The sequence below is a fragment of the Ralstonia sp. UBA689 genome (genome assembly GCF_002298975.1).
Classification (GTDB): Bacteria; Pseudomonadota; Gammaproteobacteria; order Burkholderiales; family Burkholderiaceae; genus Ralstonia.
In genome coordinates this window covers 89,422-114,845 of record NZ_DBMV01000037.1, presented here as the reverse complement: position 1 = coordinate 114,845, position 25,424 = coordinate 89,422, and the positions used below count along the sequence as shown (strand labels likewise).

The window sequence follows — 25,424 nt, the reverse complement described above, 5'->3', positions numbered from 1 at the left end:
TGAAAAGATATCAAGAAACTGGTGTTTTCACCGATCTTGGCGTCCGCGCAACCAGCTTTGCATAAAAAGAAGGGTAGTTGCGCGCACATGAACGCCATATGACGTTTTTATATATTTACGTGCGCTGCAGCGCCCGACGCAACTCGTCCGCGTGGACCCGGCCCATCTTCCGGAAACTGATCTTTCCTTGTGCATCAAGAATCACAGTAAACGGAAGGCCGCCTGCTTCATTGCCGAACTGCCGCCCCAATTCGGTGCCACCAAAACCGGCTACCGCAACCGGATAGGTGACGGGAATCTTACTCAAGAATGTCTGGATGTTGGCCGCTGTATCGATGCCGATGCCCACGAACTTTGCCTTGGCCTTCTGCTCCTGCGCCAGCGCCGACAGTTCCGGCATCTCTTCCACGCAAGGACCGCACCACGGCGCCCAGAAATTGATCACCACCGGCTGGCCGCGGAAGGCGTTCAAGTCGATCGGTGCGCCATTGGCATCCGGCAGCTTGCTGCCGAAGAAGGCGGCGACAGCACTGTCGGCCGGCGCGCTGGGCTCGGTGGCCCGGTGTCCGATGTAGACGCCCAGCGCGGCGGCGGCAATGCCGGCGAACAGCAGGGCGATCAGGGTAGTGCGGCGGGACATGGTCGAGGCGCTCTATATGTATACAGAGGTGAAGCGTGCCGGATTGTACTCCTCTGCGCCGATCACCCTTGCGACAGGAGGGCGCGCACGGCCACGGCATCTCCGCGCTGGGTCTTGCCGGCGGCATCGGCACGTCGGGCGCCACGCACATCGTTCAGGTCGTACAGGGCGATATGAACGCCGACCGGTGTGCCCGTCTCTGCGCGCAATTCGCGAGCCAGTTCGCGGGCTTCCGGGCCGGCCGGCCATTGGCCGCGCCATAGGAAGCTGAGCGTTTCCACCTCGTCGCGACCGGCGAAGTGAGCGCTCTCGGTTGTGTCGAAATCCACGCCGGCGTTGAGCAGGAAGATCGCCACGTCCTTCGGGCTGTCACAGAAGACCTGCAGGTGGATGTCGGAATGTTCGCTGGCGGTGCCGTTGAAAACCGCACCCGCCAGGTAGGGGCGGTAGACCTCCAGCCCTTCCATCAGCACCAGCGCGATGCGACGCAGCAGGGCGAGCACGCGCGGCTGGGAGTCGGCCTGGAACAGCGCCTGGTATTCGCGGACTTCAGTCTCGACCTGATCGTTATCCGGCAGCCACTCGCCAGCGGCGCGCGACTCTGTGCCGAGCACCTGGCGCGCGGCCTTGCGCTTGGCGGTAGCGTAGTCAGCACCGTCCTCCGCGATCATGCGGGCGGCAACGGCGGCGATTTCCTCCCGCACGCGGGCGGGATCGAGGGTGGGGCGTTTGGATGACATGATTTCTATTTTACTGAAGCAAGCCAGGGGACCGGCGGGCCCCGGTACAATGCCGCGCAACGTAGTTGAGATGGCTCCCATGCATATCCACATCCTTGGAATCTGCGGCACCTTCATGGGCGGCATTGCCCTGATCGCCCGCCAGGCCGGTCACCGTGTCACCGGCTGCGACGCCAACGTCTACCCGCCGATGAGCACCCAGCTCGAAGCCCAGGGCATCGAGCTGATCGAGGGTTTCGACCCCGAACAACTGTCGATCGGCGCCGATCTCTACGTGATCGGCAACGTGATCTCGCGCGGCAACCCGTTGATGGAAGCCATCCTGGACCGCAACCTGCCCTACGTTTCCGGCCCGCAGTGGCTGGGCGACAACGTGCTGCGGCAGAAGTGGGTGCTCGCTGTGGCGGGCACGCACGGCAAGACGACCACCACGTCCATGCTCGCCTGGATCCTGCAGGACGCCGGTTACAACCCGGGCTTCCTGGTGGGCGGTGTGCCGCGCAACTTCGGGCTGTCGGCGCGACTGACGGAATCGGACTTCTTCGTCATCGAGGCCGATGAATACGACACGGCCTTTTTCGACAAGCGTAGCAAGTTTGTCCATTACCGCCCTCGCACGGCCATTTTGAATAACCTGGAATTCGATCACGCAGACATCTTTCCCGATCTTGCTGCGATCGAAACGCAATTCCATCATCTCGTGCGCACCGTGCCGGGTCAGGGGCGCCTGCTCGTCAATGGTCGCGAAGACAGCTTGAAGCGCGTACTTGAGCGTGGATGCTGGTCGGAAGTCGAGTATTTCGGCGTAGAAGCCGGCGACGGTTGGAATATCGCCAATCTGGGTGACGACGATAGCTTCGATGTTGTCTTCAACGGCCAGACGCAGGGCCGGGTACGCTGGGCGCTGCAGGGTGATCACAACCGCATGAACGCGCTGGCCGCTATTGCTGCCGCACGTCACGTAGGTGTGCCGCCCGTCCAGGCCATTGAAAGCTTGGCCCGTTTCGAAAATGTGAAACGCCGCATGGAAGTGCGTGGCACCGTCGATGGCGTGACCGTGTACGACGACTTTGCGCATCACCCGACGGCCATCCGCACGACCATTGAAGGTCTGCGCCGCCGCGTCGGCAAAGCACGCATCCTGGCGGTGCTGGAGCCGCGCTCGAACACCATGAAGCTCGGTGTGATGAAGCAGCAACTGCCTGGCAGCCTGGAAGGCGCCGATCAGGTGTTCGCCTATGGCGCCGCCAACGGCCGTGATGCCATCGGCTGGGACCTGGCCGGCGCACTGGCCCCGCTGGGCGAGCGCGCGACGGCGTTTTCCGACCTGACCGCGTTGGTCGAGGCTGTGATCGCCGCCGCTCGTCCGGGCGATCATGTGCTGGTCATGAGCAATGGCGGCTTCGGCGGCGTGCACCAGAAACTGCTGGACGCGCTGGCCGAGCGCGCGAGTGTGCGTATTCGGGCCGCCAACTGATCCGCATATGCCGGCTTCCATCGTCTATCTGCACGGATTCCGCTCGTCGCCGCGCTCGTTCAAGGCGCAACTGCTAGGCAAGCGGATGGCTTCCGTTGGCCTAGCTGACCACTATGTCTGCCCGACGCTGCCGGTTTCACCGCGTGAGGCGATGGCCGAAGTCGAGGCGCTGATCGCTGACTTGAGTACGCGTGATGGCGCCCAGCCCGTGCTGATCGGGTCGTCGTTGGGGGGTTATTACGCCACTTGGTTGGCTGAGCAGCATGGCTTGCGCGCCGCGATGCTCAATCCGGCCACGCGTCCGGAGCGGGATCTCGCCAAGTACGTCGGTGAACAACCGTTGTGGCATGGCGGTGGCACGATCCGCGTCGAACCGCACCACCTGGATGAGTTGCGTGCACTGGCGGTGCGTGCCATCACCCAGCCCGAGCGTTACTACCTTCTGGCCGCCACCGGCGACGAAGTACTCGACTATCGCGAAATGCTCGCCCACTTCCCCGGAGCCGCCACCCGCGTTATTGACGGCGGCGATCACGGCATCAGCGATTTCGCGCAGTACATGGACGAAGTGCTCGTCTTCTGCGGCGTTTCTTCCGATCTGCTGGCTGCGCACCCATTTGACGGCGAGGCCGCCGGCGCATGACCGGATTTCCGTCGTACCCGCGCAGCCTATGGCGCAGCGCGTTGCCGCCGGCCGTCGTCTACGATCGGCATTGGGCGCGGTGGGCCGTTGGCACCGACTCGCTGACGGCGCGGCTGCGTGCCGCATCATCCGCCTTCCGCGTGCAGTTGCTCGGCCAGCAGCGCGCGATGCCGCTGCGCGACGAGTGGCGTTGCGTTGGCATGACCAGCCCTGCTGAAACGCTGGTCCGCGAAGTCCTGCTGATCTGCGACGAGATTCCGGTGGTCTACGCACACACTGTTGTGCACCCACGCAGCGTGGCATTGGACTGGCCGTTCCTGAAGGCGCTGGGGGCGCAACCGCTGGGTCATTCACTGTTTTCCGACCCGCGTGTTGAGCGGGGCGGTTTCGAGTTCGCGCTGCTGAACGGTCGTCACCCGCTGGTGCGCCGGGCGCATGACGCGCTGGGCGATGTGCCCGTCACCGGAACGGAGCGGCTGCCGGCCCGGCGTTCGGTGTTCCGGCGTGGGGCGAGCGCGATGCTGGTGACTGAGGTTTTCCTGCCGGCACTGGCCGACTTCAACGCGCCACAGTAAGCGTGTTTCGCGGGCCGGGCGGCTGGCCAGTGCGGTATCATCGCCCCCAACTTTTGTTCGCTGCACGTCGGGCTTTTGACGCTCGGACGTGTGGCCAATCCTCCTCATCCAAAGCGGCGTTCGCGCCGCAATCCAGACATATCCATGCAGTTGCTGTTCGAAGAAGGCGGCGAGATCCGCGCGGGCACCGTCTTGTCCCAGCAGGGCGAGGCATACCAGGTCGAGTTGCCGAGCGCCAAGCGCACCAAGGTCAAGTCGCGCGACGTGTTGTTGCAGTTCGCCCAGCCGTCGGCCGGCGAGCTGTCGCAGGCCGCGCACACGCTGTCGGCGGACATCGATCTGGATTTCCTGTGGGAATGCGCGCCAGCCGATGAATTCGGCTTTACCGATCTGGCGGGCGAGTACTTCGGCGCGGGGGCGGATGCCACGCAGCAGGCCGCGCTGGCGATCGCGCTGCACGGCTCGCCCATCTATTTCCGACGCAAGGGCCGCGGCCGCTACCAGCGCGCACCCGAAGATCAACTCAAGGCGGCGCTGGCCGGCCTAGAGCGCAAGAAGCAGCAGGCTGCCCTGCAGGCCGAGTACGAAGCTGAGTTGAAGGCGATGCGTCTGCCCGAGGCCTTCCGCGGCAAGACGCTGCAACTGCTGTTCAAGCCCGACAAAAACAGCCTCGAATACAAGGCGCTGGATGCCGCGTGCACGGCGCTGGGACTTTCGCCGATGCGGCTGATGGTGGCCGTGGGCGGTATCGCCAATGCGCGCGCGCTGCACGAGGCGCGCTTCTTGTCGGAGTGCTTTCCGAAAGGCATCGGCTTCCCTGAGGTGGCCGTGCCGGAACCGGCACTTGAGTTGCCCGCAGCCGAGGTGCGCGCGTTCTCCATCGACGACGTGACGACCACGGAAATCGACGACGCCATCTCCGTCACGCCCATCGACGATGTCACCGTGCGCATCGGCATTCACATCGCGGCGCCGGGTTTCGGCATTCAGCGCGGCGATGCGCTGGACGCGATTGCGCGCCAGCGGCTGTCGACGGTGTACTTTCCCGGCGACAAGATCACGATGCTGCCGGAGTCGGTGGTGGATCGCTACACGCTGCAGGAAGGGCGCGCGTGCCCGGCGCTGTCGTTGTATGCAACGGTCGACCGCGCGACGTGGACGGTGACCGCCAGCGAGACGCGCTGCGAATCCGTGACGGTGGCCGCCAACCTGCGCCACAACCTGCTCGACGACGTGATCACCGCCGAGGCGCTGGCCGATGGCTCGGGCGAATATCCTTTCAAGGCCGAACTGACCGTGCTGTGGCCGTTTGCGTGCGCGTTGTACGACGCTCGCCAGCAGGCACGCATTGCCAGCGGGCTGAGGCCGGAAGGCGCACAAAAGGGCGATTACTCCTTCTATCTGGACTCAGTTCCCGAGGCCGAAGGCGGTGGTGAACGCGTGCGGATCGAGCAGCGCAAGCGCGGTTCACCGCTGGACAAGATCGTCGCCGAGATGATGATCCTGGCCAACAGCACGTGGGGTCGCATGCTGTCCGATGCCGGTGTGCCCGGCATCTACCGCACGCAGAAGGCGTGGGGCATGCACCGCACGCGCATGCAGACGTATCCGGCGCCGCACGAGGGGCTGGGCGTCGCGCAGTACGCGTGGAGCACGTCGCCGCTGCGCCGCTATGTCGATCTGGTCAACCAGTGGCAGATCGCGGCGGTGGCGCAGCACGGCGTGACGGCCAAGCTGGTGGCACCGTTCAAGCCGAAGGATGCCGACTTGCTGGCCGCCGTGGCCGATTTCGAGGGCACGTACGCTGCCTACGCCGACCACCAGTCGACCATGGAGCGTTACTGGTGTCTGCGCTGGCTCAAGCAGGAAAACCGCACGCGCATGCAGGCCGTGGTGCTCAAGGACGGCGCCGTGCGCTTTGCCGAGATTCCGCTGGTGACCAAGGTGCCGGAGCTGGCGCAGACGGCGCGTGGCACGCATGTGGTGCTCGACATTCTCGACACCGACGAGATCAGCCTGGAAGTGTCGTGCCGCGTGGTGGAAATCCTCGCGCCCGCCGCCGGTGCGGAGGCTGAAGCCGAGGCGATCGAAGAGGAATTGGCGGAAGCGGAGGCCGCAGCCGATGCTCCGGCCGAGCCGCAGCCGGCCGCCGATGGCGAAGAGGCCCGCGCAGAGGCCGACGCGGCTGTGGTGCCGCCGCCGCAGGATGCCGAGAGCGGTGGATCGCCTGCCGCCGCCTAACTACAATCGCAGTCTGATCACCTTCTTCGCGCATCGCCCAGGAATCGCCCCAATGGCCGCCCTCGCAAACCGTCCGGACTGGTCCGGCAGCAGTACGCTCACCAAGGCACTGGTGGTGTCGCTTGCCGTGCACGTCCTGCTGCTGTTCGTGCGCGTGGTCGCACCCGAGGCCTTCGATATCAAGCGCGACGATCCCGGCCTGGATGTCGTGCTCGTCAACGCCAAATCGTCCACCGCGCCGGCCAAGGCGACGGCCGTGGCGCAGGTCAACCTGAACGGCGGCGGCGAATACGACCAGCAGCGCGCCACCACGCCGCTGCCCTCCGACACCAACGAGCAGACTGGCGATGCCATCAAGCTCACGCAGCGCCGTCTCGACTTCCTGGAGCTGGAACAGCGTCGCCTGCTCACGCAATCGAGAGACCGTGCACCGCTGGTCAACGAACGCCAGGTCAAGCCCGGCGAGCGTCCGCAGCCGTCGCCCACCAACGGCACCGACGACCGCACCACGCAAACCGAGATCGCCCGCCTGCAGGCCGAGATCGACCGCAACCTCGAGAACTACGCCAAGCGCCCGCGCCGCAATGTGCTGACCGCCGCCAGCGCGCGCCAGGTCGACTACGCCCGCTACTACGACGCCGTGCGCCGCAAGATCGAGACGCGCGGCACCGCCAACTTCCCGACCCAGAACGGCCGGCCGCTGTACGGCGAACTGATTGTCGTGATCAGCATCAACCGCGACGGCCAGCTCGGCTACAACCAGGACGGCTACAAGATCGAAGGCATCGAAGTGGCCAAGAGCTCGGGCAACCCGGCGCTGGATCGCCAGGCCGTGGCCATCGTGCGCTCGTCCTCGCCGTTCGGCGGCTTCCCGGCCGAGATGCGCAAGCGCGTCGACATCCAGGATGTGGTCGCCACCTTCAAATTCACCCGCGCAGGGCTGGAAACCCACCTGCAGACCCGATAATGTCGCCGCATCAAGAGGCCATCCTCGCTGCCGCGAGTGCGCCGCCCACGGACCGCTATGGCGTGATCGGCAATCCGATCTCGCACAGCAAGTCGCCCGCCATCCACGCCGCGTTTGCGCAGCAGACCGGTCAGCTCATCCGCTACGACCGCATCTACGCCGAGTTGATCGCGTTTGAAGAGACCGTGTTCACCTTCATTCGCGAAGGCGGACGCGGCCTGAACGTGACCGTGCCGTTCAAGCTTGACGCGTATGCGCTGTCAACCTCGCTCACATTGAGGGCCGAGTCCGCCGGCGCAGTCAACACGCTCAAGTTCGACGGCGACGAGATTCTTGGCGACAACACCGACGGCGTCGGCCTGATGCGCGACATCACGCACAACATTGGTAACAACCTCGAAGGCGAACGCGTGCTGCTGCTGGGTGCTGGCGGCGCGGCGCGCGGTGTGCTCCTGCCGCTGCTGGAGCACAAGCCTGCGCGCGTGTTCATCGCCAACCGCACGGCCGATCGCGCCGCCAAGCTGGTGGAGCGCTTCGAAGTCTCGGCCAAGCTGCACGAGGTGGAACTGGTGGGCGGCGGCTACGACGAACTCGCCGTCGACGACGTGTTCGACGTCATCATCAACGCCACGGCCAGCAGCCTGCAGGCGCAGGTGCCGCCGATCCCCAGCAGCGCGTTCGGACCGAACGCGCTGGCCTATGACATGATGTACGGCCCGCAACCGACGCTGTTCATGCAATTCGCCAAGCGCCATGGCGCCCGCACGTGGGACGGTCTGGGCATGCTGGTCGAGCAGGCGGCGGAATCGTTCTTCGTCTGGCGTGGCGTGCGCCCGCAGACCGCGCCCGTGCTGCTGGCCATGCGCGAAGGGCTGCAGGGCGAAGCCGCCGTTGCAGCGCGCGCTCGCCGCTGAAGCTGGGCAGACTCCCACGATGATGCGTTGGCTCGCCTACGTGATCGGCTGCTTCGTGGCAGGCGTGGTCGCGCTCAACTTCTACTTTTTCGCCGCGATTGCAAGCTGGCAGGTGTTCGATCCGTCGTCCACCGCCTTCATGCGCGCCGAGCGCATGCGCCTGTGCGGCGCGAACGTCTTTACCTGCAAGATCGATCACCGCTGGGTCGGCTACGACCAGATTTCGCGCAACCTCAAGCGTGCCGTTATCGCCAGCGAGGACGCGGATTTCGTCTCGCACAGCGGGTGGGAAGTCGACGCCATGCTCGACGCGTGGGAGAAGAACAAGCGGCGCGGCCGAGTCGTGGCCGGCGGCTCGACCATCACCCAGCAGCTCGCCAAGAACCTGTTCCTCTCGGGCGAGCGCCATTATCTGCGCAAGGGTGAGGAGCTTGCCATCACCTGGATGCTGGAGTTCTGGCTCGACAAGGAGCGCATCCTGGAGATCTACCTGAACTCGGTGGAATGGGGCGAGGGCGTATTCGGGGCGGAGGCCGCCGCGCAGCATTATTTCAAGCGCCCGGCATCGCAGTTGACGGTGGGGCAGGCGGCGCGCTTGGCCGCGGCGCTGCCAGCGCCCAAGTGTTTCGACAAGAAGAGCTATTGCGCCAACGTGCATGTGAACTTCACGCGCAAGGCCACCGTCATCGCCAACCGAATGGGCTCGGCCACGCTGCCGGATTAGCGCTGCTGAGAAAACGTCCCCTGGCGTTGTTGTTGCCGCCTTGCCGTACTTGAGTACTGTCTGCGGCGACACGCCTAGCCAGGGGCGTTTTTCAGCAGCGCTTTTTACTTGAGCCAGCCCTTGCGCCGGAAGTACACCAGCGGAATCGCCGCCGAAATGATCATCAGGACGATCGCGTAGGGGTAGCCCTCGACCCACTCCAGTTCCGGCATCACCTTGAAGTTCATACCGTAGACCGAGGCGATCAGCGTGGGCGGCATCAGCGCCACCGATACCACCGAGAACAGCTTGATGATCTTGTTCTGGTTGATGTTGATGAAGCCGACCGTGGCGTCCATCAAGAAGTTGACCTTGTCCGACAGGAACGCCGTGTGGTTTTCGATGGACTCAATGTCGCGCAGCACCTGGCGCGCTTCGTTCTGCTGGTCGGGCGAGAGCAACTGGCTGCGCAGCAGGAACGACACCGCGCGGCGTGTATCCATCACGTCGCGGCGGATGCGGCCGTTGAGGTCTTCCACGCGCGCAATGATCTCCAGCACGTCGCGGGCCGCCTGATCGGTCACCTCATCGGCCAGCACACGTTTGCTGGCATCTTCCAGCCGTTCGTAGACTTCTTCGATGGCGTCGGCCGAGTATTCCGCGTCGGTCGAGTACAGGTCCATCAGCACGTCCTTCGCGTTGCGCACCGAACCGGGGCGCAGCCGCGCACGCATGCGCACGAGGCGGAAGGCGGGGAGGTCTTCGTCGTGGATGGAGAACAGCACATCCTTGGTCAGCACGAAGGCCACGCGCACGTTGCGCGAAGAGGTTTCTTCGTCGAGCAGGAAGTCGGTGCGGATGTGGATGTGGCCGTCTTCACCCTCGAAGTAGCGGGCGGAGGCCTCCAGGTCCCCCAGTTGCTCAAGCTCGGGCAGGACCACGCCGTAGGCTTCCTTGATCCAGGCCAGCTCTTCGTCGTCCGGATCGATCACGTCGATCCAGATCGGCTTGTGCTGCAGCAACTCACTGCGGTGTTCGACCTGTTCTTGCGCGAGACGGCCTTTTTGCACAACGAACAGGTTGATCATGCGGCATTCCTTGATACGGTCGTTGGACGGGCGGGATGAAAAATCGCGCCGAGTGTAGCGTAAAGAAAGGGTGGATTTGGCCAGAAACGGTGACTTGGCGCGCATGCGTGGGGCCGATGCTACGCCCGGGAGAGTCTGCCACCGGGTCGGGCGGCGGGTAAAATGCAAGCAAGTCATGCGGCAGTCCGGCCGCGTCCTCACATTCCCGACATCATGCGATTCACTGAGCAACTGGCTGCCGCCTGGCAGCGCAACAATTCCCTGCTGTGCGTCGGGCTCGATCCCGATCCGGCGCGCCTGCCGGCATCGATGACCAGCACGGGTGGAGCGATCTTCTCATTCTGCCGCGCCATTGTTGACGCCACGGCTGATCTGGTTTGCGCGTTCAAGCCGCAGATTGCCTATTTCGCCTCGCAGCGTGCCGAAGACCAGCTCGAGCAGCTCATCAGCTACATCCACGAGGCATACCCGGGCATTCCGGTCATTCTCGACGCCAAGCGCGGCGACATCGGCTCCACCGCCGAGCACTACGCCAAGGAGGCCTTCGAGCGCTACCAGGCCGACGCCATCACGGTCAGCCCCTACATGGGCTTCGACTCCATGCAGCCGTACCTGGCGCACGCCGACAAGGGCGTGATCGTGCTGTGCCGCACGTCCAATGCGGGCGGCAGCGATGTGCAGTTCCTGGAAACCGGCGGCCGTCCCGTCTACCAGGTTGTGGCCGAGCGCGCACGCAACGTGTGGAATACCAGCGGCCAGATGGGCCTGGTGGTGGGTGCGACCTTCCCGCAGGAGATTGCCAAGGTGCGAGAGATCGTCGGCGACATGCCGCTGCTGATTCCAGGCATTGGCGCCCAGGGCGGCGATGTCGAAGCGACCGTGCGCGCCGGCCGTACCGCTGACGGCACCGGCATGATGATCAACTCGTCGCGCGCCATTCTCTACGCCAGCAGCGACAGCGATTTCGCCGACGCCGCCCGTCGCGTAGCCATTGCCACACGCGACCAGATCAACCAGTTCCGCAACTGATCCGTACCGTCCGCGCTATCGGTCCGGTTGCCGGGAGGACGCCATGACCACGTATCCGCAGCACCCCGCTTTCGGTTTGCGCAGGGAAGAAGAGGGCAAGGATCCGGACCGCACCTTGGAAAAGGAACGAGACGACACGCGTGAGCATGACCGCGATCGCCGTCGCGAGCATGACCACGATCACCAGCCGGAGCACGAGCACGAAGAGCGCCGACGGCCGGATCATCCGCACGAGACCGTGCGCGGATTAGAGCGCGAACGCTAGGACTCCGCAGATTCCAGGAAATCGAGCAGGCCGCGCAGCGCGTGTTCGGCGGCCTGCAGGCGGATCTGCTTGCGGTCGCCCTTGAAGTGGCGTGTCTGCACGCGCGTTTGCAGCCGGTTGCTCCAGCCGAAGCACACCATGCCGACGGGCTTGTCGGGCGTGCCGCCAGTCGGGCCCGCCACCCCGGTAATCGCCACCGCCACTTGCGCGCGGCTGTTGAGCACTGCGCCCTCCGCCATCGCATGCGCCACCGGCTCGCTCACCGCGCCGTGCTCGCGGATCAACGCCGCCGGCACCCCCAGCATCTGCGATTTGGCTTCGTTGGAATACGTGACGAAGCCGCGCTCAAACCATGCCGACGAGCCCGATACGTCGGTGATGGCGGCGGACACCAGCCCGCCGGTGCACGATTCAGCCGTCGCCACCATCAGGCTGCGCTTGTGCAGCGTATCGGCGGCCAGTTCAGCCAACTGGGCCAGGGCGCGGGATTCAGCCATTGCAAGACCTTCAGAGCTTCAGCACATCAGAACGAGCGCCACAGCGCAAACACGAGCAGCGTGTAGAACGCCGCCAGGATGTCGTCGACCATCACGCCATAACCGCCGCGCAGGCCGAAGCCCTTGAGCGATCGATCGTACTGGCGTATGGGCGCGGGTTTGACCATGTCGAAAAAGCGGAACCACAGGAACGCCGCGAACTGGCCGCCCAGCGTGGTGGGCGTCACGAACGCCAGCACCAGCCAGAACGCCACCATCTCATCCCACACCATGGCGCCGTGATCGGGTACGCCGAGGTCGCGTGAGGTGCGGGCGCATGCCCAGATGCCGATCACGAAACCGATGGCTGAGATCAGCAGCCAGCCCGGCCCGGGAATCCAGCGCGCGAGCACCACGTAAATCAGCCACGCATACAGCGTCCCCATTGTGCCCGGCAGGATGGGCGAGAGGCCCGAGCCGAAGCCCAGTGCCAGGATGCGCGCCGGATGGCCGAACATGAAGCGCACGGTCGGACGACGCACCTGCGCGGTCTGCCCGGCTTCGAGCGTTACCGTCTCGGGCTGGCCCGGCGCGTTGGAAGATGAGGAAGGCGGAAACGGTGCGGAAGACATCATGATGCGGAGGAGAAATGATCGAAGCTGCCGTGCGTGAAGGCGACCGGCGCGCCGTGTGCATCGACCAGGCGTAGCCCAGCCTCGGCATCGATGCGGCCGATGCGCGTGACGGCCACGCCGGCGTGTTGGCCGGCTGCGAGCACAGCGTCGCGCGCGTCAGCGGGCGCGGTGAAGCAGAGTTCGTAATCGTCACCGCCGGCCAGCGTGCACTGCAACTGGCGCGCCAGCGGCTGGGCGGCGAGTGTGGCCGAACGCGGCACGCGGTTCACCTCGACGGTTGCCCCGACGCGCGATTGCGCGAGGATGTGGCCAAGATCGCCCAGCAATCCGTCGGACACGTCGAGCGCCGCCCGGGCGACCCCGCGCAGGGCCAAGCCGAGCGCCACGCGCGGGGTTGGCATGTCCATGCGCGGCTGAACCTGGGCAAGCGCCTCGGGCGTGAGTGCCCACTCGTTGCGCAGGGCCCCCAGGGCAAGCCGTGCGTCACCGACCGTGCCTGAGACCCAAAGGTCATCGCCGGGCCGGGCGGCGTCGCGGCGTAATGCCGCAGCGGCTGGTACGTCGCCGAACACGGTCAGGCTGAGCGTGAGCGGCCCGCGCGTGGTGTCGCCGCCGATCAGTTCGCAGTGGAAGGCGTCCGCCAAGGCCAGCAGGCCTTCGGAGAACGGTCCGAGCCAAGCCGGATCGGCCGCTGGCAAGGCCACGGCCAGCGTGAATGCGCGCGGCTCGGCACCCATGGCAGCCAGGTCCGACAGATTCACGGCAAGCGCCTTGTGGCCCAGTGCACGCGGTTCCGCATCCGCAAAGAAATGTCGGCCGGCGACCAACATGTCGGTGGAAATCGCCAACTCATGGCCGGGGCGGACCCCGAGCAGCGCGCAGTCATCGCCGACGCCCAGAATGGCTTGCTTGGCGGGTCGCGTGAAATAACGACGGATCAGCCCGAATTCGGATAATTCGGCAGCGTGATCGGCGGAGTTGGCGGGGGTGGCAGGCTTGGGCACGGCAGCAGCGTTGGAAGAAGGAGGGCAAGCCCGATGGTGCCGTGGCAGGACGGTGAAATATTGTAGCGGTTGCACACAGCACTCCCACCCAAAATCCCGTTGTGAGATCGGTTTTCACTATATAAAATGACGGACCCAAGGAGGCGGACCGTAATCCCGTGACCCTCATATGGTTTCCCGGTGGCCCGCTAGATGCGACGGCCGGCGCGCGCGCTGGCCACCCGATACGAGAGACCCCCCCATGACCACGGTGGATACCCAGCCTCAACAGCCCGCCCGCACGGATGAAGAACTCAAGGCGCAGCAACGCGCCGCCCTGCGTAAAGCCGCGCTGGAATACCACGAGTTTCCGACCCCGGGCAAGATTTCCGTCACACCGACCAAGCCGCTGTCGAACCAGCGTGACCTGGCCTTGGCATACTCCCCTGGCGTGGCCGCAGCGTGCGAAGAGATTGTCAGCGACGTGACCAACTCCTTCCGCTACACCGCGCGTGGCAACCTGGTGGGCGTGGTGACCAACGGCACCGCTGTGCTTGGCCTGGGCGATATCGGCCCGGACGCCGCCAAACCAGTCATGGAAGGCAAGGCCGGTCTGTTCAAGAAATTCGCTGGCATCGACGTTTTTGATATCGAGATCAATGAAAAAGACCCGCAGAAGCTGGTCGATATCATCGCCTCGCTGGAGCCGACCTTCGGCGGCATCAACCTGGAAGACATCAAGGCGCCGGAATGCTTCTTCGTCGAGCGCGAGCTGCGCAAGCGCATGAAGATCCCCGTCTTCCACGACGACCAGCACGGCACCGCCATCGTGGTGGGCGCGGGCATCACCAACGCGCTCAAGGTGGTCGGCAAGGACATCAAGAAGGTCAAGCTGGTGGCTTCGGGCGCGGGCGCTGCAGCGCTGGCCTGCCTGGACCTGCTGGTCGATCTTGGGCTGCCGCGCGAGAACGTCTGGGTGACGGACCTCGCCGGCGTAGTCTATGAAGGCCGCACCGAGTTGATGGACCCGGACAAGGCCGTCTTCGCGCAAAAGACTGACAAGCGCACGCTGGCGGAAGTCATCGACGGCGCCGACATCTTCCTGGGTTTGTCCGCCGCTGGCGTGCTCAAGCAGGACATGGTCAAACGCATGGCCGACAAGCCGATCATCTTCGCGCTGGCCAACCCGAACCCGGAAATTCTGCCGGAGCTGGCCAAGGAAGTGCGCCCGGACGTCATCATGGGCACCGGCCGCACGGACTATCCGAACCAGGTCAATAACGTCCTGTGCTTCCCGTTCATCTTCCGCGGCGCGCTGGACGTGGGCGCGACCACCATCACGCGTGAGATGGAAGTGGCCGCCGTGCACGCGGTGGCTGAGCTGGCCCGCCAGGAGCAGAGTGACATCGTCGCCTCTGCCTACGGCATCCAGGACCTCGCGTTCGGCCCCGAGTACCTCATTCCCAAGCCCTTCGATCCGCGCCTGATCGTCAAGATCGCGCCGGCCGTCGCGCAGGCCGCCATGGATTCCGGCGTTGCGCTGCGCCCCATCGAAGACATGGACGCTTACCGCCAACACCTGCAGCAGTTCGTCTACCACTCGGGCACGCTGATGAAGCCGATCTTTTCGGCCGCCCGCAAGGTGCCGATGGACCGCAAGCGCATCGTCTTCGCCGAGGGTGAAGAAGAGCGCGTGCTGCGCGCCGTGCAGATCAGTGTGGACGAAAAGCTTGCCAGCCCAATCCTGGTTGGCCGCCCGGGCGTGATCGCCCACCGCATCGAGCGCTTCGGCCTGCGCCTGCGCGAAGGCGTGGACTTCACCGTGGTCAACCCCGAGCACGACGAGCGCTTCCGCGACTACTGGGAAACGTATTACAAGCTGATGGCACGCAAAGGCGTGACGCCGCAGTACGCCAAGCTGGAAGTGCGCCGGCGCTCCACGCTGATCGGCGCTGTCATGATCCACAAGGGCGAAGCCGACGGCATGATCTGCGGCACGGTCAGTAACACCGCCGCGCACCTGCGTTACATCGACCAAGTCATCGGCGGCACCAACTGCGTGTATGCAGCCATGAACGGCCTGGTATTGCCGGGCCGCCAGATCTTCTTGACGGATACGCACGTCAACGTCGACCCGACCGCCGAGCAACTGGCCGAGATCACCATCATGGCCGCCGAGGAGCTGTGTCGTTTCGGTATCAAACCGAAGGTCGCGCTGATGTCGCACTCGAACTTCGGTTCGTCGGAGGCGCCTTCCGCCGTCAAGATGCGCGAAACGCTCGCCATCTTGCGTGAACGTGCTCCCAACCTGGAAGTCGATGGCGAAATGCACGGCGATGCTGCGCTCGATCAGAAGCTGCGCGATTCGCTGGTGCCGGACTCGCCGCTCAAGGGTGAAGCCAATCTGCTGGTGATGCCGAACATCGACGCCGCAAATATTGCCTACAATCTGTTGAAGACGGCCGCCGGCAATAACATCGCGATTGGTCCGATCCTGCTGGGCGCCAAGAAGCCGGTGCATATCCTGACGCCGTCGGCCACGGTGCGACGCATTCTTAACATGACGGCTCTGACCGTGGTGGATGCCGCCGCGCAGGCGCAACGCTGATCCGCAGTGCAACAAAAAAGGGAGCGCACGATACTGTGCTCCCTTTTTTTTGCGCGTTAAGTTTGCGTGCGCTTACATTTGTGCAAACTTAGGTGTGGTGTCAAAAAACCCTTCAAACATTCACCGCCGGTTGATTGTTGTCATCGATGAGCGTACCCTTACGGGCTGAAGGGGTGCTTCTGAGCACATGAGGTCTGCACCGGGCTGGACGGGTTCAAAAAAGCGGTTTTCCGCGCACACGTCTGACCAGGTCGCCTTGTTCTGGTGCGCGCAATTTGCAGGCGTTTGCAGGCGGAAGGATTCCCCAAGTCTTCGGCATTCGCCCGACTTGTCTTTCCCTGTCAGTCTCTCACGCACGCATTGAGCCGCTTCGCTTTCAGCTGCAAACCGGCCGTCCTGGTATTTTGGGCGGTCACCTGCGCTTGTGACCTGCGCCGGGCTGTCCGGTCGGCGCGATTCTCCCGTTAGGGCCTGCTGATGACAAAGCGACTTGGAGCGTGGATCGGCCGCTCCGTATCTCTGGCGATGGTGCAAGGAGCGCTGGCGGCAACGTTCGCGTTGTCCGTGGCCGGCCTGCCTGCCAACGCGATTGCCCGAGATACCACCGGCATGGCCGCGGTGGGAACCATTCATGCGGCAGACTTGCCCAATGAGGCGCAGCGCACACTGACACTGATCGAGCAAGGCGGCCCGTTTCCGTATGCGAAAGATGGCGTCACGTTCGGCAACTATGAGCGGCGTTTGCCTGCGCAGCGGCGTGGCTATTACCACGAGTACACCGTCAAGACGCGCGGCGCACGCAACCGGGGTGCCAAGCGCATCATCTGCGGCGGTGACCAGCGAGCAGTCAACGACTGCTATTACACGGAAGATCACTACAACAGTTTTCAACGGATTCAGCGATGACGACCAACATGTTTGGGCTGGACGACTCGCTCACTGCACGTGATGAGCGCGTAGCCCGCGAAGCGTGGCACAAGGCGCAAAATCTGTACGATGGCGTGGTCGGGATGCAAGCCCTGGGCGCGCGCGTTGGGGGTGCGGCAAAGTTGCCGCAGAATGTGCCGCAAAACATCATGACGCAGGACATCAGCAAGACGGACGACGGAGGTCGCGAAGACGCCATGAACTTGTTCAAGACAGTGCGTCCGAACATCGTGCAGTCGATCCGCGCGTTTCGCGTGGCAGACCTGGCGGAATCGGCGGCCAGCCTCGGCCAGCATTTCCTGTACGCCAACTGCTCTACGGCGACGACCAAGAGCGAAGTGCTCGACGTGATCGCGCGCGAATTCCTGTTCCCGAAGCATTTCGGCAAGAATTTCGATGCGCTGGCCGATTGCCTGACCGACATGATCCACAAGGCCGGCCCGCAGCCGGGCTTCGTCATTGTGCTCGAAGGCCTGCCGTGCCAGCCGAAGTTCGATAAGGAGGCGCGCGAGGTGCTGCTTGACGTATTCCGCGATGCGGCCGAGTTCTGGGCCGAGCGCAAGGTGCAGTTCCGCGTGTTCTACTCCTTCGCGTGAGCTTGAAGGACGATTCAGCGCCGATGGATCGGCGCTGAAATAAGAAAGCCCGCAGATGCGGGCTTTTTGCTTTTCTGCGGTTGCCCGTTCAGGCGGCCGGCAGGGTGCCTTGCGGAGTCAGATGATTGACGGCTTCGGGCAGGCCCTCGGCAAGCTGGTTGGCGAGGTCGCTTTCATTGATGCCGAACGTGGAGGCCAGTTGCGACAGTGCGCCGGTGCCACCGAGTGCCTGAGCGATCTGCTCGCCGGAGACGGGCAGGTTCTGGCCGCTGCCGATCCACGATTTGACCTGCTCGCCCAGGCCGGCTTGCTCCAGGATCTGTTGCAGCGGGCCGATGCCGGACGGTGCCGCGGCGTCCACTGCGGCGGCATGATCGGCATTGCCGCCGCCACTCAGCAAGCCACCGAGCAGACCGCCAAGGCCGCCCGATGCGCCCGCTCCGCCAAGCAGGCTGCCCAGCGCGCCGGCGCCGCCTGCTGCACCAAGAAGGCCGCCCAGCGAACCGAGCAGGCCGCCGCCCTGGTTATCCTGTGCCTGCGCCGCAGCATCGCCGGCGCCTTGTGCGTTGCCGCCATGCTTCATTGCCAGGTAGGCCAGCGCGCCCACGGCTAGCAGCACTTTCTTGTTGCCTAGCAAGGACGATTGCGCGCCGCTGGCGTCATTGCCGCCTTGGCCGAGCACCAAATCGAGTAGACCCATGATGAAACTCCTTTGGTCAATGGCGGGTGGGGAGAGGGGCCCGCCGGGTGGGATCAAACGGTCAATCTTCCGTCGTCAAAATTCAGAATTCGCCGAGCACGGCATGCAGCGCGGACACAGCAACCAGCGCCGCCGATTCGGTTCTCAGAATACGTCGCCCAAGTGTCAGCGGTAAGAATCCGGCTGTTTCGGCAAGCGCCTCTTCGTCGGGCGACAGGCCGCCTTCGGGGCCGATCAGCAATGCGATGCCGGCACGCTCGACTTGTGTGCGTGATTGCGCTGCCCACTGCGTGAGCGACTGCGTACCGCGCGGTGACAGCAATACGCGCGGAGCCTCCGTCGACTTGGCTGCCGCCAGCCATTCGCACAGCGTGGCGACGGGCGCAACGGCCGGAACACGCGCTCGCCCGCATTGCTCGCACGCGGCTTGCACCAGCGCCTGCCAGTGCTGCACGCGTTTGCCCGCGCGCTCGCCGGAGAGCCGCACCACGCCACGCTCGGTTTGCAGTGGGACGATGGCGTGCACGCCCAGTTCGACGGCCTTCTCGATCAGCCAGTCCATCTTGTCGCCGCCGGCAATGCCTTGCGCTAGCGTGATGGCATAGCGCGCCTCGGTGTCGGGCTGTGTGGCCTCGGCGAGGCTGGCAGTGGCGTCGCGTTTGTTGATGGCGTCGAGCCGCGCGCGGAATTCCTGACCGGAACCATCGAACAGGCACACGTCGTCGCCCACGGCCAGGCGCAGTACGTGGATATGGCGCGTGACGGCTTCAGGCAGGGTGACGGCCGTGTGCGGAGTGAGCGGCGAGTCGATGTAAAAGCGGGGTAGCCCCATGCAAGCAATCCTTGTGGTGAATCAGGCGGCGATGGCTCGGCGGCAGGCGATGCCCCAGCGGTAGCCATCAGGGTCGCGCACGGCGGCGTAGCGCTCGCCCCAGAAGGCATCGTGGGGCGCCATGATGGACGTGGCGCCCTGTTCCAGCGCGCGCTGATAGACGGCGTCGACGTCTTCGCAGTACAGGTGGAAGCTCTGCGGACACTCGAAGTTCGCGCCGGCCGGAGCCTTGGCGGTGGAGCCGAACGCGCCCTCGGGCGCGAACATCAGCATCAGCTCGCCCTGGTAGGTCATCTCGACGTGGATCGGGCGGCCGTGATCACGCACCTCATCCTGTACGCCGAAGCCGAAGGCGTTCCGATAGAAGGCGATGGCCGCCGATGTGTCGTGCACGGTAAGGTACGGGACGAGCCACGGTGTGTTGGCGGGGCGGGGGAAGCTCATTGCGGGCTCTCTTCGAATGGGAAAACGCCGGACGACTAGTGTAGAGCGCCCGCAACGCCACAATCAAAAAGAAATCAAAACACCTCGCCGGGTACCTGATGGTTGCGCGCACGGCCGCCGCTGCGCGCGACCTCATCGGCGAGCCATTGGCGGAACAGTGCAAAGCCCGCGTGCTCGACCGCCTGATGCGGGTGGATCAGGTAGTACGACAGGCGCAGCGACGCCTCTGTTGTCAGCGGCCGCACTAGGCGTCCAGCGGCAATGTCGTACTCCACGAGAATGCCCTGACCGAGCGCCACGCCCTGGCCGTCGATGGCGGCCTGCAGGGCCATCAGCGCTTCGGAGAACGCCGGCCCGCGCGTGGCGTCGATCTGGCGCACGCCCACTTCGTCGAGCCATTGCTGCCAGGTCGGATGGTGCGCCAGATGCCGCCCGCCGCGCTCGTGCAGCAGCGTGTGGGCGGCCAGATCTTGCGGCATGCGGATGGCCGCCTGCAGCGTGGCGTTGCACACGGGAAAGAAGTCCGTTGAGGTGAACCATTCGACGCGCAGGTTGGGCGCGTTGACCTGCCTGTCGTCGATACACAGGTCGAACTGGCCGTGGTCTTGCACGTCGGCGGTGGAGACCTCGACGCGCACATGCGGGTGCTGGTTGAAGAAACGATACAGCCGCGGCACCAGCCACTTGGCGCCGAAGGTTGGCGGCACGGCCACGCGCAGCGGGGCGTCGGCGGTGTCCATCAGCAGGTCGGTGGCCTGTTCGAGCGCGCGCAGGGCGTCGCGCACGCGGGGGAGGTAGTTATCGCCGGCGTCCGTCAGCGCGAGCTGGTTGTTGTTGCGCCGGAACAGCTTCTTACCGAGGTGGTCTTCGAGCTGCTTGATCTGGTGACTGACGGCGGCATTGGTCACGCAAAGCTCGTCGGCTGCTCGGCTGAAGCTCAGGTGACGGCCCGCGACTTCAAAGACGCGCAATGCATTGAGGGGTGGAAGGCGCCGCGCCATGCATTCTCGTTAAGAAAAATTTAACGACACACGAAGAATTTGTAGTTTGCCACGTTTAGGGCGGGCCGAATACAAATACGCCTGGGGACGGCGGCCACCTTCGCATCCGCGATCTCAAACCAGCGAAGCGCCGGACCCCACCTACAAAAAACATCACAGGAGACGTCATGAATCGAACCACCGCTGTTCGCGGGATGCCGGCGTGCGCGCTTGGGCTCATGCTTGCGCTGGCAGGCTGGAGCGCTCCCATCCTCGCCGATACGAATGTCACCCTCTACGGCCGTGTCGCCACCGGCATTGACTACCAGAACAACGTCGCCCCCACGGCGACGGCGCCGGGCGGCAGCCTATGGCGCGCCGCCGACAACCAGTGGGGGACCAGCATGTTCGGCCTGATGGGCAAGGAGGATCTGGGTGGTGGTCTGCAGGCGGTGTTCCGGCTGGAGTCCGGCTTTGGCGCCGCCAAGGGCCGCACGAACGGTGACGCGCTGTTCAACCGCCGTTCGTACGTCGGCCTGTCGAGCCCGACCTGGGGCACGCTGACCGCCGGCAAGAACCTCTTCATCAGCAACGACGTCTGGTACCTGGACCCGACTGGTCAGCAGTTCATCGGCTCGGCCACGCTGGTGCGCGGGCGCAACTGGCCCGGCGCCAACAACGTCGTCGAATATCAGAGCCCGACCTGGGGTGGTTTCCAGATCGGCCTGCAGACCGGGTTGGGCGAGCAGCCGGGCTCTTTCACCAATAGCCGTCGGGATGGCGTCTCGGCCGTCTATTCGGCCGGGCCGGTGGAACTGCGCGCGATCTACGATGTGATTCGCGACCCGAATGGTAAGTACAGCGATATCTTCAATTTTTCGAAGGAGGCGACGCTGGGCGGTATCTTCACCATCGGCAAGGCGAAGCTGTTTGCGGTGTATGAGAACCTGTCTGCGCCCGACGCAGCAGCCGGCGCGCCCACCAAGGCCAACCATTACTGGCTGGGCGTGAACTACGAGCTCACGCCGGCGCTGACGCTGATTGGCGCGGCCTACCGCATCAACGTGAACAACGGCGGCGGCAATGCCAACCTGTTCATGCTGGGCGCGAACTACAACCTTTCCAAGCGCACGATGCTGTACGCCAGCGTCGGAACCGTGCAGAACAGCGCCAACGCCAACTTCTCGGTAGAGGCGACCAACAACAACCCGGCGCCGGGCAAGAACCAGTTGGGCGCCTATACGGGTATCGTCCACTCGTTCTGACCCCGGGCCCACTCCCCAAGCAATGCCACGCATGAACATCCTCACCATCGACACCGGTACCACCAACACGCGCGTCACCGTCTGGCGTGACGACGTTGCACTTTGCCAGGCTGCACGCCAGGTCGGTGTGCGCGACACCGCTATCACCGGCAACAAGACGACGCTGCAGCGCGGTGTGCAGGACACCATCGAAGCCGCACTGCAGAAGGTCGGCTTAGGCATGAGCCAGGTCGACCTGGTGCTGGCGTCCGGCATGATCACCTCCAACGTCGGCCTGCACGAAGTGCCGCATCTGGTGGCGCCGGCCGGCCTGCGCGACTTGGCCGCAGGCATGGTGCAGGCGAGCATCCCCGAGGTGTGTGCCCAGCCGATCTGGTTTGTGCCGGGCGTGCGCAATCCGGTGGAGAACCTCGGCCTGCACAACATCGAGTCGATGGACATGATGCGTGGCGAAGAGGTCGAGACGATGGGCCTGGTCTCGCGACTTGGGATCACCGAACCTGCGGTGATCGTGCTGCCGGGGTCGCACTCGAAGTTCGTGCATCTGGATGCGGATCAGCGCATCACTGGCTGCGTGACCACGCTGGCCGGCGAGCTGCTGCACGTGATCACGCACAACACGATCCTGGCCGATGCGTTGGATTCCGACTTCGCCAGCGAGGTCGATCCTGAGATGCTGCTGGCCGGCGCGCGCAGCGCCAGCAGCATCGGCCTGGGGCGCGCCTGCTTCATGGTGCGCACGCTGGGCCAGTTCACGATCTACGAGCGCAATGCGCGGGCCAACTTCCTGCTGGGTGCGGTGCTGGGCGCAGATCTGCTCACGCTCAAAAACAGCAGTGCGATCCGCATGAACCCGGGCACGCAGTTCGTCATTACGGGCAAGCCGCTGTTGCGCGAGGCGCTGGCCGTGCTGGTGTCGGACGACGATTTCTTCTCGGGCAAGGTGACGGTAACAAGCAGCGAACAGCAGGAACACCTGGCCGGCAGCGGCGCGATCGCCATCGCACGCGAGCGTGGTCTGGTGAAAACACTCAAGGTGGCGCAGGCCTAGCGCCGATGCCATCTCCATTCACTCACAGCAGAACAGGTGCTGCAACGACGGCACCACCAGGAGACAACATGAACCAACAACGACGCGGGACGCTTAAGACCATTCGGGCCATTGCGGCCGCCACCCTGTTTGCCATGGCCGGCGCTATTCCTGTCTTTGCCCATGCGGCCGAAGACGTGAAGATCGGCTTCCTGGTCAAACAGCCCGAAGAGCCGTGGTTCCAGGACGAATGGAAGTTCGCCGACCAGGCCGCCAAGGAGAAGGGCTTCAAGCTGGTCAAGATCGGCGTGCCCAGCGGCGGCGAGGTGCTGACCGCCATCGACAACCTGGGCGCGCAGCACGCGCAGGGCTTCGTGATCTGCGTGCCGGACGTCAAGCTCGGGCCGGCGGTGGTGGCCAAGGCCAAGCAGAACAACCTCAAGCTGATGACGGTGGACGACCGCCTGGTCGACGGCGGCGGCAAGCCGATCGAAGCCGTGCCGCACATGGGCATCTCGGCCGCCAAGATCGGCGAGCAGGTGGGCGACGCCATCACGCAGGAGATGAAGAAGCGCGGCTGGAACCTGGCCGAAGTCGGCGCCATTCGCATTGCGTATGACCAGTTGCCGACCGCCAAGGAACGTACGGACGGCGCCGTGGCCGCGCTCACCAAGGCTGGCTTTCCGGCCGCCAACGTGCTGACCAGCCCGCAGGCCAAGACGGATACCGAGGCCGCCTTCAACGCCGCCAACATCACGCTTACCAAGAACCCGAAGTTCAAGCACTGGATTGCATTCGGCCTGAACGACGAGGCGGTGCTTGGCGCGGTGCGCGCAGCTGAAGGCCATGGCGTGAAGCCGGCAGACATCATCGGTGTGGGCATCGGCGGCAGCCAGTCGGCGCTCAACGAGTTTGCCAAGCCCGAGAAGACCGGTTTCTTCGGCACCGTGCTGATCAGTCCGAAGCGCCATGGCTACGAAACCTCGGTCAACATGTACGAGTGGATCAAGAACAACAAGGCACCGGACCCGCTGATCCTGACCAGCGGCCGCCTGATGACACGCGACAACGAGAAGCAAGTCCGCCAGGAAATGGGTTTGTGATCTTGCGGACAACGTTGTTGAAGGAGACTTGCCATGTCGGCGTTTCTTGAGTTTCGTGGCATCAGCAAGGTGTTCCCGGGCGTGCGGGCGCTGTCCGATGTGTCGTTTGGCATCGAATGCGGTCGCGTGCACGGCTTGCTGGGCGAGAACGGCGCGGGCAAGTCGACGCTGCTGAAGATCCTCGGCGGCGACTATCAGCCCGATGGCGGGCAGATCGTCGTCGAGGGGCGTCCGGTGACGTTCCCGACCACGCGCGCGGCGCTGGACGCCGGCATCGCCGTCATCCACCAGGAGCTGCAGACGGTGCCCGAGCTGACGGTGATGGACAACCTGCTGCTCGGCCACCTGCCGGCCAGCGGCGGCTTCATCCGCCAGCGCGAGGCGATGGCGTGGACGCGCGAGCAACTCGCGCGCATCGGCGTCGACCTGGACCCGCGCGCCAAGCTGAAGCATCTGTCGATCGGCCAGCGCCAGATGGTGGAGATCTGCAAGGCGATCCTGCGTGATGCGCGCGTGATTGCCCTGGATGAGCCGACGAGTTCGTTGTCGATCCGCGAGACCGACATCCTCTTCCGCCTGGTGAAGGATCTGCGCGCGCAGGGCCGGGCGCTGATCTACATCTCGCATCGGTTGGATGAAATCTTTGAGCTGTGCGACGGCTGCACGATTTTCCGCGACGGTCGCAAGGTGGCGGATTTTCCGTCGATAGCCAACGTCACGCGCGATGAACTGGTCGCGCAGATGGTCGGCCGCCAGATCGACGACATCTTCGACTACCGCCCGCGCGCGCTGGGCGACGTACGCCTGCAGGTGGACGGCATCATGGGCCCGAAGTTGGCCGAGCCGGCCAGCCTGTCCGTGCGGCGCGGCGAGATCGTCGGGCTGTTCGGGCTGGTGGGTGCCGGGCGCTCGGAGCTGGCGCGGTTGATTTACGGGGCAGATCGCAAGACCGCCGGCAGCATCGCGCTGGACGGCGCGCCGATCCGTATCCGCGATGTGGCCGACGCCATCCGCTTGGGGCTGGTGCTGTGCCCGGAAGATCGCAAGGAAGAGGGCATCATCGGCTGCCGCTCGGTGTCGGAGAACATCAATATCAGTTGCCGGCGCAACCAGCGGCGCTTCGGGCTGTTCGTCAACGACCGCCAGGAAGCGAAGATCGCTGATCACTACATCGCCCGCCTGCGCATCAAGACGCCCAACCGCGAGCAGCCGATTCGCCTGCTGTCGGGCGGCAACCAGCAAAAGGCCATTCTGGCGCGCTGGCTGGCTGAGGACGACATGCGCGTGCTGATCATCGACGAGCCCACGCGCGGCATCGACGTGGGCGCCAAGAACGAGATCTACCAGGTGCTGTACGAGCTGGCCGAGCGCGGCGTCGCCGTGCTGATGATTTCCAGCGAACTGCCGGAGATCCTTGGCGTGGCGGACCGCGTGCTGGTGATGAGCGAAGGCCGCATCGCCGGTGAATTGCCGCGCGAGCAGGCCAACGAGCATGCCGTGCTCAAGCTCGCCCTGCGACCCGAATCTGCGCCCGTGGCCTCCGCGCCGCTGGCCGCCTGAGAA

The 25,424-nt window shown here is 64.7% G+C and carries 26 protein-coding genes; 16 read left to right on the top strand and 10 right to left on the bottom strand.

What is annotated here, in order from left to right; translation table 11 throughout:
* Positions 1–115: 115 nt before the first annotated feature.
* Positions 116–640: a TlpA family protein disulfide reductase gene (locus B4F51_RS17245; RefSeq protein ID WP_296227535.1), complete on the bottom strand. Its 525-nt coding sequence runs from the start codon at positions 638–640 to the stop codon at positions 116–118.
* A 62-nt stretch (positions 641–702) separates the two neighbouring features.
* Positions 703–1,380, bottom strand: coding sequence for a UDP-N-acetylmuramate--alanine ligase (locus B4F51_RS17240; protein WP_296227533.1), 678 nt, complete (start codon positions 1,378–1,380; stop codon positions 703–705).
* A 79-nt stretch (positions 1,381–1,459) separates the two neighbouring features.
* On the opposite strand from B4F51_RS17240, the gene mpl reads away from it, so the two are divergent.
* The 7 genes from mpl (at position 1,460) to mtgA (ending at position 8,921) form a co-directional block, all read left to right on the top strand.
* Positions 1,460–2,857, top strand: a complete 1,398-nt coding sequence (gene mpl / locus B4F51_RS17235; protein WP_296227531.1) for a UDP-N-acetylmuramate:L-alanyl-gamma-D-glutamyl-meso-diaminopimelate ligase — start codon at positions 1,460–1,462, stop codon at positions 2,855–2,857.
* Positions 2,858–2,864: 7 nt separating this feature from the next.
* Complete coding sequence (locus B4F51_RS17230) at positions 2,865–3,500, top strand: YqiA/YcfP family alpha/beta fold hydrolase (RefSeq protein WP_296227530.1); 636 nt, start codon at positions 2,865–2,867, stop codon at positions 3,498–3,500.
* Positions 3,497–4,075 carry a chorismate--pyruvate lyase family protein gene (locus B4F51_RS17225; protein WP_296227528.1) on the top strand — a complete coding sequence of 193 codons (579 nt, stop codon included), beginning with the start codon at positions 3,497–3,499 and terminating at the stop codon, positions 4,073–4,075. The genes B4F51_RS17230 and B4F51_RS17225 overlap by 4 nt, the downstream gene beginning before the upstream one ends.
* Before the next feature lie 144 nt (positions 4,076–4,219).
* Positions 4,220–6,316 (top strand): ribonuclease catalytic domain-containing protein, encoded by a 2,097-nt coding sequence (locus B4F51_RS17220; protein ID WP_296227526.1) that lies wholly within the window; start codon positions 4,220–4,222, stop codon positions 6,314–6,316.
* Positions 6,317–6,368: 52 nt separating this feature from the next.
* Positions 6,369–7,283 (top strand): energy transducer TonB family protein, encoded by a 915-nt coding sequence (locus B4F51_RS17215; protein ID WP_296227524.1) that lies wholly within the window; start codon positions 6,369–6,371, stop codon positions 7,281–7,283.
* Entirely contained in the window at positions 7,283–8,197 is a 915-nt protein-coding gene (aroE, locus tag B4F51_RS17210; RefSeq protein ID WP_296227522.1) for a shikimate dehydrogenase, read from the top strand. Before B4F51_RS17215 ends, aroE begins: the two co-directional genes overlap by 1 nt.
* A 22-nt stretch (positions 8,198–8,219) precedes the next feature.
* The gene (mtgA, locus tag B4F51_RS17205) at positions 8,220–8,921 is read left to right on the top strand and encodes a monofunctional biosynthetic peptidoglycan transglycosylase (RefSeq protein WP_296227713.1); all 702 of its coding nucleotides are present in this window, start codon (positions 8,220–8,222) and stop codon (positions 8,919–8,921) included.
* A 104-nt stretch (positions 8,922–9,025) separates the two neighbouring features.
* On the opposite strand, the gene corA is transcribed toward mtgA, so the two are convergent.
* Positions 9,026–9,988, bottom strand: coding sequence for a magnesium/cobalt transporter CorA (gene corA, locus B4F51_RS17200; protein ID WP_296227519.1), 963 nt, complete (start codon positions 9,986–9,988; stop codon positions 9,026–9,028).
* A gap of 213 nt (positions 9,989–10,201) precedes the next feature.
* Here corA and pyrF point away from each other — a divergent pair, with 213 nt between their 5' ends.
* Positions 10,202–11,017 (top strand): orotidine-5'-phosphate decarboxylase, encoded by an 816-nt coding sequence (gene pyrF, locus B4F51_RS17195; RefSeq protein ID WP_296227517.1) that lies wholly within the window; start codon positions 10,202–10,204, stop codon positions 11,015–11,017.
* A gap of 43 nt (positions 11,018–11,060) precedes the next feature.
* Positions 11,061–11,282 (top strand): metal transporter, encoded by a 222-nt coding sequence (locus B4F51_RS17190; protein WP_296227515.1) that lies wholly within the window; start codon positions 11,061–11,063, stop codon positions 11,280–11,282.
* On the opposite strand, the gene B4F51_RS17185 is transcribed toward B4F51_RS17190, so the two are convergent.
* Genes B4F51_RS17185 through thiL form a run of 3 tightly spaced genes read right to left on the bottom strand, consistent with a single transcriptional unit; the run spans position 11,279 to position 13,397 of the window.
* Positions 11,279–11,779 (bottom strand): CinA family protein, encoded by a 501-nt coding sequence (locus B4F51_RS17185; RefSeq protein WP_296227514.1) that lies wholly within the window; start codon positions 11,777–11,779, stop codon positions 11,279–11,281. The two genes, B4F51_RS17190 and B4F51_RS17185, sit on opposite strands and share 4 nt — an antisense overlap.
* Positions 11,780–11,805: 26 nt before the next feature.
* Positions 11,806–12,393 carry a phosphatidylglycerophosphatase A family protein gene (locus B4F51_RS17180; RefSeq protein WP_296227512.1) on the bottom strand — a complete coding sequence of 196 codons (588 nt, stop codon included), beginning with the start codon at positions 12,391–12,393 and terminating at the stop codon, positions 11,806–11,808.
* Positions 12,390–13,397 carry a thiamine-phosphate kinase gene (gene thiL, locus B4F51_RS17175; protein ID WP_296227511.1) on the bottom strand — a complete coding sequence of 336 codons (1,008 nt, stop codon included), beginning with the start codon at positions 13,395–13,397 and terminating at the stop codon, positions 12,390–12,392. The genes B4F51_RS17180 and thiL overlap by 4 nt, the downstream gene beginning before the upstream one ends.
* Positions 13,398–13,638: 241 nt before the next feature.
* On the opposite strand from thiL, the gene B4F51_RS17170 reads away from it, so the two are divergent.
* From B4F51_RS17170 to B4F51_RS17160, 3 genes are all read left to right on the top strand, one after another.
* Positions 13,639–15,984: an NADP-dependent malic enzyme gene (locus B4F51_RS17170; RefSeq protein ID WP_296227510.1), complete on the top strand. Its 2,346-nt coding sequence runs from the start codon at positions 13,639–13,641 to the stop codon at positions 15,982–15,984.
* A 477-nt stretch (positions 15,985–16,461) separates the two neighbouring features.
* Positions 16,462–16,890 (top strand): ribonuclease, encoded by a 429-nt coding sequence (locus tag B4F51_RS17165; RefSeq protein WP_296227509.1) that lies wholly within the window; start codon positions 16,462–16,464, stop codon positions 16,888–16,890.
* On the top strand, positions 16,887–17,507 hold the full coding sequence (locus tag B4F51_RS17160) for a barstar family protein (protein WP_296227508.1): 621 nt from the start codon (positions 16,887–16,889) through the stop codon (positions 17,505–17,507). Before B4F51_RS17165 ends, B4F51_RS17160 begins: the two co-directional genes overlap by 4 nt.
* Positions 17,508–17,595: 88 nt before the next feature.
* Here B4F51_RS17160 and B4F51_RS17155 read toward each other — a convergent pair whose 3' ends face one another.
* The 4 genes from B4F51_RS17155 to gcvA form a co-directional block, all read right to left on the bottom strand.
* Positions 17,596–18,207 (bottom strand): YidB family protein, encoded by a 612-nt coding sequence (locus tag B4F51_RS17155; RefSeq protein WP_296227507.1) that lies wholly within the window; start codon positions 18,205–18,207, stop codon positions 17,596–17,598.
* 82 nt (positions 18,208–18,289) lie between these two features.
* A complete protein-coding gene (locus B4F51_RS17150) occupies positions 18,290–19,039 on the bottom strand; it encodes a 16S rRNA (uracil(1498)-N(3))-methyltransferase (RefSeq protein ID WP_296227506.1) in 750 nt (249 codons plus the stop codon).
* Between the two features lie 21 nt (positions 19,040–19,060).
* Positions 19,061–19,483: a VOC family protein gene (locus B4F51_RS17145; protein WP_296227505.1), complete on the bottom strand. Its 423-nt coding sequence runs from the start codon at positions 19,481–19,483 to the stop codon at positions 19,061–19,063.
* Between the two features lie 74 nt (positions 19,484–19,557).
* A complete protein-coding gene (gene gcvA, locus B4F51_RS17140; RefSeq protein ID WP_296227504.1) occupies positions 19,558–20,484 on the bottom strand; it encodes a transcriptional regulator GcvA in 927 nt (308 codons plus the stop codon).
* A gap of 167 nt (positions 20,485–20,651) precedes the next feature.
* On the opposite strand from gcvA, the gene B4F51_RS17135 reads away from it, so the two are divergent.
* The 4 genes from B4F51_RS17135 to araG all read left to right on the top strand — a co-directional run bounded on the left by B4F51_RS17135 (position 20,652) and on the right by araG (position 25,421).
* Entirely contained in the window at positions 20,652–21,728 is a 1,077-nt protein-coding gene (locus B4F51_RS17135; protein WP_296227503.1) for a porin, read from the top strand.
* Between the two features lie 31 nt (positions 21,729–21,759).
* Positions 21,760–22,779: a 2-dehydro-3-deoxygalactonokinase gene (locus B4F51_RS17130; RefSeq protein WP_296227502.1), complete on the top strand. Its 1,020-nt coding sequence runs from the start codon at positions 21,760–21,762 to the stop codon at positions 22,777–22,779.
* Between the two features lie 68 nt (positions 22,780–22,847).
* Complete coding sequence (locus tag B4F51_RS17125) at positions 22,848–23,861, top strand: arabinose ABC transporter substrate-binding protein (RefSeq protein ID WP_296227501.1); 1,014 nt, start codon at positions 22,848–22,850, stop codon at positions 23,859–23,861.
* A 33-nt stretch (positions 23,862–23,894) separates the two neighbouring features.
* Entirely contained in the window at positions 23,895–25,421 is a 1,527-nt protein-coding gene (araG, locus tag B4F51_RS17120) for an L-arabinose ABC transporter ATP-binding protein AraG (RefSeq protein ID WP_296227500.1), read from the top strand.
* Positions 25,422–25,424: the final 3 nt, after the last annotated feature.